Origin of the sequence: Microbacterium sp. NPDC078428 (genome assembly GCF_044542535.1) — a bacterium.
Taxonomy (GTDB): Bacteria; Actinomycetota; Actinomycetes; order Actinomycetales; family Microbacteriaceae; genus Microbacterium; species Microbacterium limosum.
The window spans coordinates 224,917-237,954 of sequence record NZ_JBITUP010000002.1 but is presented as its reverse complement, the minus strand read 5'-3'; the positions used below and the strand labels follow the sequence as shown (position 1 = coordinate 237,954).

General features: G+C 62.2%; 11 protein-coding genes. 8 read left to right on the top strand and 3 right to left on the bottom strand.

The window, feature by feature from the left end; translation table 11 throughout:
• Positions 1 to 3 precede the first annotated feature (3 nt).
• Both ACIGCK_RS05315 and ACIGCK_RS05310 read left to right on the top strand, forming a co-directional pair.
• Positions 4 to 2,151: an AAA family ATPase gene (locus ACIGCK_RS05315; protein WP_396664404.1), complete on the top strand. Its 2,148-nt coding sequence runs from the start codon at positions 4 to 6 to the stop codon at positions 2,149 to 2,151.
• A 99-nt stretch (positions 2,152 to 2,250) separates the two neighbouring features.
• On the top strand, positions 2,251 to 3,063 hold the full coding sequence (locus ACIGCK_RS05310; protein WP_396664402.1) for a hypothetical protein: 813 nt from the start codon (positions 2,251 to 2,253) through the stop codon (positions 3,061 to 3,063).
• Here ACIGCK_RS05310 and ACIGCK_RS05305 read toward each other — a convergent pair.
• Positions 3,060 to 3,494 carry a DUF488 family protein gene (locus ACIGCK_RS05305; RefSeq protein WP_396664401.1) on the bottom strand — a complete coding sequence of 145 codons (435 nt, stop codon included), beginning with the start codon at positions 3,492 to 3,494 and terminating at the stop codon, positions 3,060 to 3,062. The two genes, ACIGCK_RS05310 and ACIGCK_RS05305, sit on opposite strands and share 4 nt — an antisense overlap.
• Positions 3,495 to 3,734: 240 nt before the next feature.
• Here ACIGCK_RS05305 and ACIGCK_RS05300 point away from each other — a divergent pair, with 240 nt between their 5' ends.
• Complete coding sequence (locus tag ACIGCK_RS05300; protein WP_396664399.1) at positions 3,735 to 6,476, top strand: AAA family ATPase; 2,742 nt, start codon at positions 3,735 to 3,737, stop codon at positions 6,474 to 6,476.
• 261 nt (positions 6,477 to 6,737) lie between these two features.
• Positions 6,738 to 7,286: a hypothetical protein gene (locus tag ACIGCK_RS05295; RefSeq protein WP_396664397.1), complete on the top strand. Its 549-nt coding sequence runs from the start codon at positions 6,738 to 6,740 to the stop codon at positions 7,284 to 7,286.
• A 233-nt stretch (positions 7,287 to 7,519) separates the two neighbouring features.
• Here the strand turns inward: ACIGCK_RS05295 and ACIGCK_RS05290 are convergent, their stop codons facing one another.
• On the bottom strand, positions 7,520 to 8,497 hold the full coding sequence (locus ACIGCK_RS05290) for a TIR domain-containing protein (RefSeq protein ID WP_396664395.1): 978 nt from the start codon (positions 8,495 to 8,497) through the stop codon (positions 7,520 to 7,522).
• A 225-nt stretch (positions 8,498 to 8,722) separates the two neighbouring features.
• On the opposite strand from ACIGCK_RS05290, the gene ACIGCK_RS05285 reads away from it, so the two are divergent.
• Both ACIGCK_RS05285 and ACIGCK_RS05280 read left to right on the top strand, forming a co-directional pair.
• Positions 8,723 to 10,270, top strand: a complete 1,548-nt coding sequence (locus ACIGCK_RS05285) for an AAA family ATPase (RefSeq protein WP_396664393.1) — start codon at positions 8,723 to 8,725, stop codon at positions 10,268 to 10,270.
• Positions 10,267 to 10,905, top strand: a complete 639-nt coding sequence (locus ACIGCK_RS05280) for an HNH endonuclease (RefSeq protein ID WP_396664391.1) — start codon at positions 10,267 to 10,269, stop codon at positions 10,903 to 10,905. The genes ACIGCK_RS05285 and ACIGCK_RS05280 overlap by 4 nt, the downstream gene beginning before the upstream one ends.
• A 286-nt stretch (positions 10,906 to 11,191) precedes the next feature.
• Here the strand turns inward: ACIGCK_RS05280 and ACIGCK_RS05275 are convergent, their stop codons facing one another.
• Entirely contained in the window at positions 11,192 to 11,371 is a 180-nt protein-coding gene (locus tag ACIGCK_RS05275) for a DNA-binding protein (protein WP_396664389.1), read from the bottom strand.
• Positions 11,372 to 11,490: 119 nt separating this feature from the next.
• Here ACIGCK_RS05275 and ACIGCK_RS05270 point away from each other — a divergent pair, with 119 nt between their 5' ends.
• Both ACIGCK_RS05270 and ACIGCK_RS05265 read left to right on the top strand, forming a co-directional pair.
• The gene (locus tag ACIGCK_RS05270) at positions 11,491 to 12,135 is read left to right on the top strand and encodes a hypothetical protein (protein ID WP_396664387.1); all 645 of its coding nucleotides are present in this window, start codon (positions 11,491 to 11,493) and stop codon (positions 12,133 to 12,135) included.
• Between the two features lie 147 nt (positions 12,136 to 12,282).
• Positions 12,283 to 12,876, top strand: coding sequence for an HNH endonuclease (locus tag ACIGCK_RS05265; RefSeq protein WP_396664385.1), 594 nt, complete (start codon positions 12,283 to 12,285; stop codon positions 12,874 to 12,876).
• Positions 12,877 to 13,038: the final 162 nt, after the last annotated feature.

The following is a 13,038-nucleotide window of genomic DNA, read 5'->3' as shown; positions in this document are numbered from 1 at the left end:
CTCATGAATTCTGAACTCGCGAACTCATCGCCAAGTGCGGTCGGCGAATACCGAATCACGATCACGAACTGCAACAGCGTCGGAGAGGCTGTTTTCTCCCTGCGGCCCTCCTCCCTCAACATCAAGTACGGGCCGAACGGTATTGGCAAGAGCACTATCGCTCGCGCCCTCACGCTTCGCGCTGAAGGCGACGGCAGTCTCGAGGAGCTGACCCCCTTCAAGCATCGCGCTGACGACAATGGCCCTCGGCCGTCGGTCGACGGCGCAGATCAGATCACAAGCGTTCTCACTTTCAACGACATCTATGTGTCGCAGTTCGTCTTCCAACGGGACGAAGTTCTGAAGAACAGCTTCGAGATCTTCATCAACACCGAGGAGTACAAGGCAGGCAACGAGCAGATCGAGGCGATGTTCGAGGAACTGAAGACCACCTTCTCCGAGCAGGCCGAGTTCAACGAAGCGCTCAGCAGCTTCACTGAGCTTCGCGATGCGTTTAGTGTGACTAAGGGCGGAGCCATGGCCAAGACCAGCCGAGGCTATAAGGCACTCGGCATGGCCGGAAAGCTATCCAACATTCCTGAAGACTTGCAGGGGTATCAGCATTTTCTCCACAGTGATGACCCGGCGGGATGGATCACCTGGCAGTCAAAAGGTAAGGCGTACCTAGAGCTTTCAGACAACTGCCCGTTCTGCTCGATTGAGAGCGTTGACAAGCAAACCGCTACTCGCGTTGCCGCGGAGTACGAGTCCGCCGCTGTCAAGAACATGAGCTCGCTGCGCGGCGTGATCGAAAAGCTCGGACGCTACTTCGAACCGGGCTACTTGAAGCAGCTCGAATCGCTCACGACCTCGATTACGGATGTGACCCCCGAGCAAGAGCTGTTCCTCATCACGCTTCGTGGCCAGGTCGAGACCCTTCTTCGTAAGTTGTCGGCGCTGAAGGGTCTGTCCTTTCCTTCGCTTCGCGATGAGGAGAACGTCGCGTCGGTCCTGAGCGACTTGAAGATCGACTTGGCTCTGCTGCACGCGCTTAACTCTGAGGCAACTCAGTCGGTCGTGGGACTCATCAACCGCAAGCTGGACGAAGTCGGCGGTCAGATCAACGAGATTCGCCGGGGCATTGGCGAGCAGAAGACCCGCGTCGCGCGACTAATCAAGGCAAACCAGGACGCAATCAACGAGTTCTTGCGGTCGGCAGGCTACCGCTACACGGTGCGCATCGAACCTCAGGCAGACTCCTACCGGATGCTCCTTGAACACCAGGACGCGCCTGGCCATCTCGAATCGGCTACGGATCACCTGAGTTACGGGGAGAAGAATGCCTTTGCCTTAGTCCTCTTCATGCACCACGTTCAGCGGGAGAAGCCGGACCTCGTGGTCCTCGATGATCCGGTTTCAAGCTTCGACAAGACCAAGAAGTTCGCGATCCTGCACCAGCTCTTCCACGGGAAGAACAGCCTGCGTGGGGTGACCTCGCTCCTGCTCACACACGACATCGAGCCCGCCATCGACATCGTGCGGACGGGGACGTCGAGCCAGTTCACCGCAGCTCACCCCGTGGTGCACTTCCTCAACGGACGCGCCGGCGTCGTCACCGAGAAACCCATCAAAGCGGGGGACATCACCACCTTCTCTGAGGTGTGTGACGCCAACGTCGCGGCATCCTCAGATTCGATTATCAAGTGCATCTATCTGCGGCGACGTTTCGAGGTGCACGGCGCGAAGGGTGTTGAATACGACCTTCTGTCGAGTCTCCTGCACCTCCGCGAAGAGCCGTCCAAGCCACTGGATGCGACGACTCATGTTGCATTGACTCAGCCGGAGGTGGACGTGGCGACGTCATTCGTGAAGGAGTTCATCCCCGATTTCGATTACGCGAATCTGCTCGCAGAGTTGAAGAAACCTGGTGGTCTGAGGTCACGATTCGACAGTACGAGCGTTGGCTACGAGAAGGTACAACTCTTCCGCGTCATGTCCGTGCTCGATCCTGTCGCATTGAAGGGTGATGACGTGTTCACGAAGTTCGTCAACGAGACTTACCACATCGAGAATGAGTACGTGATGCAGTTAAATCCGCGTGAGTTCGACGCTGTTCCAGAATTCGTCATTGCAGCGTGCACCGAACTCGTATCCCAGATCGCTGCGGCTTAGTCGGAGAATAGGGCGTTTCGCGTTGAACGCTATGTCGTCGCCGCGACCTAGTATCGTCCGCAACCGAGGAGGCGTGAGATGCCGAGTGAAATTGCGCGCGTGCTCATCACGGTAAAGGCATCGCCCGAGCCGTCGAAGTCTTACGGCGATACCGTTTGCGTCGCCGGCGTTCGATTGAACGAGGACGGGACGGGATCCTGGGTGCGAATCTATCCTGTCGCGTTCCGGCACCTGGATACCGACCAGCAGTTCAAGAAGTTCGAGGTCATCGAGGTTGAGCTTGCTCGTTCGACGAAAGACGCTCGAATGGAGAGCTTCCGTCCGAACTGGGAGACGCTGTCGCGGCAGAGGAATGGCGGCGAGTTCAAGACCTATCCCGCGGATGCTCGGGGCCCCGTGCTCAACCCGCTCATCGGGCCGACGATGTGCGATCTTCGCGCCGGTGTCGAGGCTGATCTCAACGCCCAGTCACTGGGCCTAGTTGAAGTGCGTGAGCTCAAGGCGCTGAGGTTCGAGGACCACGGTCCATGGACCCGCGCGCAGGTCGCGAGCATGACTGCCGTGATGAGCCAGCCCGACATCTTCGGTGAGGTTGACAGTACGCCAATCCTCATTGCCCCGCGCTACAAGGTCCACTACGACTATGTGTGTATGAGTTCGACCTGCAGGGGTCACAAGCCGCGGATCCTCGATATGGAACTGAGTGCGCTGCAGTATCACAATCGTTTCAAATCGGATGACGGACTTAAGGCGATCATCACCCAGAAGTTCCACACCGAGATGTGGAACGAGAAGGTACGAACCTATTTCTTCGTCGGAAACTTTGGCGACATAGTAAAGAGAAAGAACTTCTCCGTCTTGGGCATTTACCGGCCGAAACGCGACTCGGACTACGGGGCAACGCTCTTCTAGACAGAAACGAGTCGTGTCCGGAGCGCTGTGAGCACTAGCTCGCGATGGCAGCGGGTCTCGTCCTGTTCGAAGCAGAGCAGCGCAACTGTGCCCGCCTCCGCAAGCTCAAGCACACGCTCAATCGCCGCCTGCGCAACGGGTGCTTCCATGAGTTCCTCAAACTTCTCACGCGCTTCGCGCGCCCCCGCACCATCGAGCTCCCCGAAACCCTCGCGGTTTTCGCGAGGGTTGCCGAGCGCGGGGAGATGCTCATAGCTGATGCCTTCGCTGATGAGACGCTCCCGAAGCGCGGTCTTCGACAGGCCCCGCTTCCGTGAGATCGGGTTGAGGCGAACATCCACGACAGTCGCGACGTTTCTCAGCCGCAGCCGCGAGACGAGCGCCTCTATGTCGAGGCCCTCGTATCCGATGCCGACCACATTCGCTCCCATGGTTTCAAGTCTCGCACCTAGATCGCCGGCGACGAGCCACGAGCTCGGCCGCATCGAGTCGAAGCGAGCACCCACGCGGCACGATTCAAAGCGGACGACGTGCCAGCGACCGCAATTCAGCAATCGCAATGCACGCAGGCACCCAGGGTGGGCGGCGCCCTTTGAAACCGCTTTGCTACAGATGCCTACAACGCAGAAAAATCCCTGGATAAACGCGAAAACCCAGCCTACTCTGGCGCCATGCGCGGAGGTCTGGAGCGATGGAAGAGGGGCGTCGAATCCCGCGGGGTTCGGCACGCGATCTCGTATGCTCTCGAGGGCACGTGCGACGCCCATCTGCCCCACTCGACGGGCGCCGAAGCGCTCGAGGCGTATGGCGCGGCATCCGATTCCGCCGTCTCTCGATTCATCGTCGACAACGGCGTCATCACGACTGACCAGCTCACGACCGGGGGCCTTCGTGTCTGGCTCGCCGGGCACGACCCGGTCACGGGGGAGGAGCGAGGCCTCCAGCGGCTGAGCCCCGACGCAGACCTGCTGCTCGACGGGACGCTCAATCACCCGAAGTCGTACAGCATCGCGGCGCTGCTGCATCCCGAGCTCGCCGCCGAGTTCGAGGCGCTGCAAGACCGGCTGCGTGAGCGCATCCTGCTCACTTGGCAGACTGAGCTCAACGCACGGCGCGGGCACGGCGGCCTCATCCGCGAGGAGGTCAGCCGCATCGAGGTTGTCGAGCTGCAGCACCGCCGATCCCGGGCGCTCGACCCGCACATCCACCGGCACCTCTGGCTGAACATCAAGGTGCTCGGCGCGGACGGTAAGTGGTCGAACCTCGACTCGCGCGTCGCAATGAAGCTGCACACCGTCATCAACGCCGAGGGCGAGCTCGCTGGGCGCACAGACCCAGCGTGGAACGCTGCGCTCGCGCGCCATGGCTACATGCTCAACGACGCGGGGGAGATCACCGAACTCGCCAGCGCCGTGCGCCCGCTCTCGCGTCGGTCGGCGCAGATCGAGGCGAACCGCGCGCGCCTGATCTCGGACTGGTCGGCAGCGCACGGGGGATCGGCGCCGAGCGTCGACGTGCTTCAACAGATCGACCGGCGTGCATGGGCGGTAGCGCGACCGAATAAGCCAGCAGACCTCGACGAGATGTCATGGGAGTCGCGCGTCCGCGACGAGATCGCGGAGATCGATCCGAGCCTGATCACCGAGCGCGGACCTATTGCCATGGCTCCGAAAGACCTGCACGCCCTCGATCTGGATCTGCTCGCTGCTGCGGCGATCGTGGATGCGGACCAACGGTCCACATCGAGCGGTGGGCGGTTCAGCACCTTCGACATCCGCGCTGGCGCAGTCCGCGCTCTCTCGCGGACCGGCATCGTTGCGCTGCGCGATCAGCTCGACGGCGTGATCGTCGAGATTACGACGCGCGCCGCGGCGGCAGTCCTTAGGCTTGTTGCGGAGGTTCCGCCCGTGCACGTCAAGGCCTTCATGGCCACCGAGACGGTGCGGGCCAAGGTGCGCCTAGCTGCACGCCTTGACGTGCTCGCCCGGCAGGGGCGCTCGCTCCTGCCGAACGAGTTGTATCGCTTCGCGCCGAACGAGGAGATCTCGGCATTGGATCCTTCGCAAAGCGTTGCCGCGTGTGCGATCGCCGGGACAGACGGACTCGTCACGGTCACCGGCCCCGCTGGCACAGGTAAGACGACGATGCTCCGCGTTGCGTTCGCAGCGCTTGGGGCGCAACGGCGGCGGATGCACGTCGTCGCTCCGACCCGGAAAGCTGCCTCGGTGGCGTCCCGCGAGGTCGGGGCTGCAGCATCCAGCATTCATGCACTGCTCGCCGATCACGGATACCGGTGGGGTGCCGATCAGGCTGGCGCGATGGTGTGGACACGACTGAGCGTGGGGGAGGTCGACCCCAGCACGGGTGTCGTGTATGGCGGGCCGACGCGGTACGTGTTGCGTGCTCGCGAGCGGATCGTGGTCGATGAAGCGGGAATGGTCGATCTGCAGACGGCGAACGCACTTGCCGAACTTGCGATCGAACAGGGTGTCGGGCTCGCGTTCGTCGGCGACCCGCATCAGGCGTTGCCGATCGGGCATTCCGGTGCGATGGGTTCCGCGATCCGGCACGCAAATGCCGCGGTTGAGCTCGATACGGTGCATCGGTTCCGGGATCCCGAGTATGCGGCGCTCACGCTGCGGCTGCGCGATGCGGGGGATCGAGAGCGCGCGCTAGCGGTCGCTGGTGAGCTGGCGGAACGCGGGCATGTCACGCGGGTGGATCATCACGATGCAGCCCGTGAGCAGATGATCGACGCGTACTTCGAGTGGCATGCGCGTGGCAAGCGGGTGACCTTGGTTTCCGGGACCAACGCTGAGGCGGATGCCATCAACGACGCGATCCAGCAGCGCCGAGTCGATCACGGCGAGCTCGATCCCGGCTTGGTCGCGTGGGGGATGGGGGAGCAGCGCATCCTCGTCGGTGACGCCGTCCAGACCCGCCGAAACGACCGGCTCACGGGCGTCGAGAATCGTGCGCAGTGGGTCGTGCGCGGCATCCTCGAGGAGTCCGTCGACCTTGTGTCGGTCGGCGACAGCGGCGAGTTTCGACGAGTGTCTGCCGAGTATGCGCGTGAGCACCTGCAGCTTGCCTACGCGTCGACGGTGCATGGCGTGCAGGGCGACACCGCCGATGCCTCCGTTGTCGGGCCCGATGTGGACGCGGCGGGACTGTACGTCGGCCTCACTCGCGGGCGGGTGCACAACGTCGCGATCGTGGTCGCCCGGACGGATGCCGCTGCCCGCGATTGTCTCGCGGAGTCGATGCAGCGCGGTACGCCCGAGCTGACGATGCGGGATGCGGTGCGCGCGGCTCAGGCGGAGTTACGGCGCGCGGCGCGGGACCGCGAGGTAACAGTGGCGACGGGGCCCGTGGTCGGGGCGCCGAGTGTGGGGCGCGAGATCGGCATCTAGAGTGGGCGCTCAGCGAGCGAGTGCTCGGGCGGGCTATGAGGTCACAGGTGCGGCGGGGTTCGCCTCCGATCGGGCTACGGCCGCTTTTACCGGCGTTCTGCTCGTTGGTTGGTCCCACTTCGTATCGAACGAGAACCAACCGCTTGTAGACAAACCCGGTCGCGGCGAAGGGGCCGATCTTCGTCAGACAGGTCATGTGGAGAGCCGCTAGGTTGAGGCCATGGACATCAAGTCGTTCCACAGCGAATCCGGGACCACGTCTTGACCGAGACTCCGTGGTGGGCAACTCCGCTAGTGGCCGGAGTCTTTACGCTCCTTGGCATTGCCATCGCACAGCTAGTTGCTCTCAGGCTCGAGCGGAGACGACACCGTCGTGAGGACGAAAGGCGTCTCGATGCGGCGCTGCGTCCCGCCGCCCTTGCTTATCTAGATGCTCTGCAGAGATACGCGACCTTTGTCACGTCGCTCACGGTCGGAGAGGTGCTCATCACTGGCCGACCGAGCGTCGTGGGCGTTGAGGACGAGTTCATGCGATGGAGTAAGCATGCCCACGCGATTGATGACGCCCTGGCACAGCTCAGCCTCGCAGCATCAAGCAAAGTGCTCGCCGCGGCCAACCGGGTTCAGGAGCCGATGCATGTGTTCAATCTGGCTGCTCAAGGACGGCCCATGACCGAGCGCCTCAAATACAGTCACGCCGACGAGGTGTACACGCTGGCGCCCCAGTTTAGGAATGTAGTGCGACTGAGGCTTGGCCTAGATCAGCTACCCGAACCGCGGACTTCGTTGGCTGCGCACGCGAAGGACTGACTTCGCGTGCGCGACCGCCACCACGGAGGGTGGTTTCGATGGCGCCGTGACTGACGGCTCTGCGAGCGAATGCCTCGTCCGCCCCATGCCCTGGCCTGACCCCGCACCTGTCGTGAGGTCGTATCGGTTTGCTGCACGCCTAGTCCAGGCTCGCCGTCCGAATTGTGGACGGACGGCCGCGGGTTCGTTGGATGCCGGTGGCGTCGAAATTCTCCGAATTGGCCGCGGCCGGGCTACTGAACTAGCCCGGCCGCTTTGAGCTCTTTCCGAAGATCGTCTTTCCAGTTCAGGCCGGGGTACGCTACGTAGCTCAGCCCAGCAAGATCGGAAGGCCGCTCGACGCTCGCGTCCATTACGACGACATTCGCGCGCCCAAGAGTTGCGATGAAGTAGCCAAGCTCCAGCACAACGTTCTGGCGGGCACGAGGGTTAGGAGCCGATCCAGCCTGATGCTCGGCGAGTGTATGCCCAACGTCGTCTGGCGTCAGAAGGACGATGACGTAGGAGGCCGCTCCTCCCCATTTCTCAAACTTCTCAATGATCGTGTTCCCGCTGCCGGCTTGCTCTGCGAGCGAAACAGGCATGACCCCGGTGAGGTCGTGCACGTAGATTCGAATCGAATCCCGCGCTGCTTCGTCGTGCCCATGCACGATGAAGATGTCGGGGGAAGCCGCGCCCATTACGCCGTTATCCACCGACAGGACGGGTTCCGGGTTCCCCGCGGCTGGTGTTCCAACCTGCCTCGGCAAAGGGTTCGGCTGCGCCGCCACCCGTGTCGTGGCAGGTTCATTTCCTACGGCGCTAGCGGGAATGGATGACTCGAGCACGACAGACTGGCTATCGATCCAGGCATCGGGAATCTCAGAGATGGCGCGACCGGCAATGTAGTCGTTGAACAGCTTCCGCAGGCGCGGGGGCGCATTTTCTGCAATCCAGCCCGGGAGGCCCGGCATGGAGTTCGCCAGGAGTTCCATTCGACCCTTCTCCCCAGAGTCTTTTTCAGGCCCCTCTCGCAGTACCTCCTGCAGGACCTCCGCCGCCGCATCGGGGTAGTCCGGATCGCCAAAGCTCTGGGATCGATACAGGCGAAGATGATTGCTCAGAATGTCGGATGTGCCGGTATCGCGCCCGAACTGACGCCAATCACCTTCCTCCCATTGAGAGGAAACGTACGCCGATGCAGCGAGCTGGAGTGGGTCAACCTTGGCCATCCTTGCAGTCTACGAAACCGCGCGGGCTCGACGCGCGGACCCGGACACCGGCCTCGCACGTCGTCGCAATTAGCCGTGCGTGTTCCTCCGAAGGGGTCCGATCATGGGTACGCTGACCGACCCGTTGCGGGCGGCGCGCGCCGCTGGATCATCGTGCACGATTAACCCGCAGAGATCGGAGCTCGACCTTCAAGCCGAATCTTCATAACTGGATATAGTCCAGGAATGCGATGGGACGAACTCGAGGCCGCTGTCACGGCAGTGCTCAGGATAATGGAGCGATTTCCGCAGCCAGTCGACGCCGAGACTCTGGTGAACTACGCAAATGAAAACGATCCCGCTTGGCGACTTCGATCTGCCGCAGTTGTTGTTCACTACCAGGCCCTCGTAGTCATAGACCTGCTTGAACTCGCGTGGAGTCCAGACGGTGCGAATCGTCAGATTAACGAAGCGGGGCGGTCCTATCTCGCGGTCCGTGCGGCGGGCTCGCAAACTGCACTGTACGAGGACCCTCGGCTGCGGGATTGGGCAGCTCTTACGGAGGCTCGTGAGTCGTTCCGCGGGCACCAGATTACGGAAGCCAACACCTTTAGCAGGCTGGAGTTGTCTCAGTGGCGCCAGTTCAGTGAAGTCGCCATCGACTTCCACCCGCGTCTTACAGTACTAACGGGAGCCAACGGTGCGGGCAAGACTACGTTGCTCAACGTTCTGGCGCCGCACTTCAGCTGGGCAGCGCAACTAGTTACCTCAAGCGCCCGCTATCGCGAACTCGGCTCGGGAACGCATGTCGCTCGCGTTGGCCAGCTCTCGTATTCGAACGGAGTTTGGACGCCGATCCAGGAAGTTCTGACAGAGCAGACGACAGTCCAGCCACTTCAGATTCCGTCGCAACAGCCGGTTCCGGGCATCTTCATTTCATCCCACCGATCGATCAGCGGCTACCAGGCGCTGCAGAACCTTCCCGCAAAGTTTTCAACAGCGGATGCCCTACTGACTCAGTTCGCGAACGAGGTTCAAACTCGTTATTCCGGTGGAAATAGCCGCTACAGTCCGCTTTATCGAATGAAGGAGGCTTTGGTCGCGGCGGCAATGTACGCGTATGGCAACGCTGCTGTTGTCGCCAATTCTGAGGCTCGAGACATCTGGGAAGGATTTCAAGATGTTCTCGCGAAGCTGTTGCCGCGTGCTCTCGCTTTTCGCCGTCTAGTCGTCGAGGATGGCGATGTCTGGGTTAAGACCAGCTCGTCGCAGTTCCCGCTCGAGGCTGTGTCGGGTGGCGTCAGCGCGGTGGTAGAGCTTGGCTGGCAGATCTTCTTGAGAGGTCGAGGCGCAGACTCCTTCACGGTGTGCATCGACGAGCCCGAGAATCATCTCCACCCTGAGCTGCAGCGCACCATTCTTCCAACGTTGTTGGAAGCCTTCCCCTTAGCCACCTATGTCGTGGCTACTCATTCGCCGTTCGTGGTCACCTCCTCCCGTGACTCGCTGGTGTACGCGCTCCGCAATGATGAGCACGGGCGGGTCCGGTCTCGCCAGGTGCGCGACATCAACTCGTCGGCCACGTCTGACGAGACGCTCATGTCTGTACTTGGGCTTGATACCCCCCTTCCGCAGTGGGCTGAAGTCGAACTGCAAAGGGCGTTGACAGCGGTTCCCGATGACCCGAAGGCCGATGACCTTCGTCTTCTTCGTGAGCGCCTGATTGCCGCTGGGCTCGGTGCTCAGTTTCCGGCGGCAATCGACGCATTGCGGACTGACGGCTCTACGCTGTGATCCGGCTCGAGAAGAGTCCCATCCCAGCCTGGCTTAAGGAGAACCAAGAGGCGCTAACCGCCAATTTTGTCGCAGCTCCCGCCAACGCGAAGCCGGCGCCGTGGCGTGCAGCCGCGGTTGTCGATGCACTCCGAGCCGAGTGCATGGGGAAGTGCATGTACTGCGAAGGTCGTATCGACGACGTTTCGTACTCCGCCGTCGAGCACATTCGTCCTAAGGGAGTCTTTCCTGAGTTAGTACTCGACTGGGACAACCTCGGATTGGTCTGCCCGCGGTGCAACACCAACAAGCGCGACTATTGGACCTTGAATGCCGAACTGCAACTCCTAGACCCATATGTCGACGATGTCGATGTGCACCTTCAGTTTTATGGAGGCCTCGTGACCGCTGAGTTGGGTAGTCAGCGCGGGGCCAACACCGTCCGGAAGTTCAAGTTCAACACTCGGAGCGAACTGGTTATGGCCAAGATCCTTGCGATCGAAGGGGTACACGCGCGAATCGAGCGCTGGCACACCGAGACAGAGCCCGAGTTGAAGGAGCTATTCGCAGATGACCTTCGCGAAGCGATCGCACCTCGCCATGAGTTCTCGGCAACGCTCAAGGCGTACGCTGCTTCGAAGGGTTTCAGCCCTTAGTCGTTCGAAACATGGTATGGAGTGAGCGGGGTGCCGTCGCGGCGGGTTGACGGATGGCGCCGAGTTCGACGAAGGGTACGCCGCCGGTGAAGAGTGCGATGCCGCGGTCCCACAGCTCGTCCGCGCTGCCCCGGTGGGAGCCCAACCCTGTTGCGCCGCTGTTCAGACGGCGGCATGAACGGAACACAGACTGGCTATGCCAAAGTCTCCACCGCCGATCAGGACCTCACCTCACAGACCGTTGCATGGCGAGTTCCGCCACCTGAGCACAAGCATTCGCTGGTTGTCAGGCGTTGATCCCGAACACCCGAAGCAGCGGGACGCGGGGAATCATCCGGCGCGGCCCAAGCTGGACCGTCGGAATGGTCCCGTTCTCGATGCCGAGCTTGATCGTGCGGTAGTCAACGCCGACGAGCTTGGCGGCATCCTTCATCGTGAGAGCAAGGTGCTCCGGTGAGTGGTTCATGTCGGTTCCCTTCGTTGAGCCAGCAGTGTCAGTCTCCCTTCGTCGCAAACTAGCACACTTGTGAGCCAAGATCGACGCTCTTCTTCGCAATCCGCCCGCGACCTGGAATAGTGGGCTAAATGACAGACGTCGAGGCACTTGACATCAGCGACGAGCGCATCGATCTCGGCAGTCGCGTGACGCTGCCAAAGTCATGGCATGCGCGCGTGTCGGGGGAGCAAGACGTGCCCGGCACGATCACCGTGCGCGTGGAGTGGGATGCTGTGCTCGGCCGCACTGCCGTCGCGTCCGCCGCCCTCGAGCGCGAGGGGGAAGGCGTCGACATCACCAGCCAGATGCTCCGCGAAGTGCGCACACACTGGATCATGACGACATCCGCACTCGACGTCGTCACGGTCGATGTCGGCGAGGAGGATGTCAGCGATCGCGACCGAATCCCGGTGCGAGAGTTTCTGAGCCGCATGCGGGTGGCGGGGAAGCGCGACCCCTCGGAGGCGCTGCGCGACTCGATCGCCGTCTATCGCGTCGCGACGGCGATAAGCTACCCCCCGCTCAAGCTCGTCGCCGACACCCTCAAGATCAGCCAGAGCACCGCGACCCGCCTCATGACCCGCGCCCGTGATGCGGGCCTCGCGCCGGAGGTGCGGATCCAGGAGCCTCGGCGGGCACCAGCGGTCGACCCCTACAACCCGGGGAGGCCGTACGACCCTGCGGCGCCGCACACTGGTCCTTCTGGATCTGGAGGGCCGTCGATCGGTCGATGAGCAGGACGCGGCGGGTGGCATGCGGCGCCTTTCTGACGGTTTCGAACGGAAGACGCACGAAAGCGCGACGGCCACGCCTGGCTCGCTAACGCTGCTTTCCAGCGTGGTCCGCGGGGCGGCCCGGGCCGCACCGGTAGCGTCAACTCCATGCCCCGTCGCACAGAGTTCGCGATGCCGAATCCGGTGCGAATCACAGGCCGCAGTTCGAGCATCACCAACTCCTTTGTCAACGGGATCATTCCCGTAATCTGGCCGAGCCAGGCTCAGGTGGAGGAGGCGCTGAGTGTCTTAGGCATGGACACCACAGTGTGCGCGTACTGCGGCAACGAGGCCAGCGAGTGGGACCACTTCCGTCCGCTCGTCGTGGGGCAGAAGCCCACCGGCATCATTTCCGAGATCCATAACCTCGTTCCCGCGTGCGGCAAGTGCAATCAGAGTAAGGGCAATAAGAACTGGCGCGATTGGATGCTGGGTTCGGCCCGACTCTCGCCGACGACTAAGGGCGTTCCGGATGTTGGAGAGCGTGTCGCCCGGCTAGAGGCGTTCGAGCAATGGGGAACCCCAACGAGGGTGGACTTCGAAGCGCTCGTGGGTGCCGATCTATGGGCCGAGCACTGGCGGAACCACCGGGCGATCCTCGATCTGATGCAGCAGGCTGAACTGACTGCGGAGACGATTCGTCGCCGCATCGCGGACGCTCACTCGCCCGTCGAACCGCCAGTCCCGATCTCCCCCTCTTGACGGATTGCCGCGTCTGCAGCCCTCGGTCGCGCCGAAGGAGACGTTGAGCGGCAGCTGAGTATTAGGTCCTCTGAGCACCACCGGTATTGCGGTTGAGCACCGCTCGCTGAGCACCGTGTTCTTGTCGTTGGGCACCACCGGATATTCGGGTTCAGCACCACC

What these genes read in the sequence shown, in the direction of transcription:
- ACIGCK_RS05315 (WP_396664404.1), top strand. Translation starts at nt 4, where the DNA reads ATGAATTCTGAACTCGCGAACTCATCGCCAAGTGCGGTCGGCGAATAC.
- ACIGCK_RS05305 (WP_396664401.1), bottom strand. Translation starts at nt 3,494, where the DNA reads ATGGGAGCGAATGTGGTCGGCATCGGATACGAGGGCCTCGACATAGAG.
- ACIGCK_RS05300 (WP_396664399.1), top strand. Translation starts at nt 3,735, where the DNA reads ATGCGCGGAGGTCTGGAGCGATGGAAGAGGGGCGTCGAATCCCGCGGG.
- ACIGCK_RS05290 (WP_396664395.1), bottom strand. Translation starts at nt 8,497, where the DNA reads ATGGCCAAGGTTGACCCACTCCAGCTCGCTGCATCGGCGTACGTTTCC.
- ACIGCK_RS05285 (WP_396664393.1), top strand. Translation starts at nt 8,723, where the DNA reads ATGCGATGGGACGAACTCGAGGCCGCTGTCACGGCAGTGCTCAGGATA.
- ACIGCK_RS05275 (WP_396664389.1), bottom strand. Translation starts at nt 11,371, where the DNA reads ATGAACCACTCACCGGAGCACCTTGCTCTCACGATGAAGGATGCCGCC.
- ACIGCK_RS05270 (WP_396664387.1), top strand. Translation starts at nt 11,491, where the DNA reads ATGACAGACGTCGAGGCACTTGACATCAGCGACGAGCGCATCGATCTC.
- ACIGCK_RS05265 (WP_396664385.1), top strand. Translation starts at nt 12,283, where the DNA reads ATGCCCCGTCGCACAGAGTTCGCGATGCCGAATCCGGTGCGAATCACA.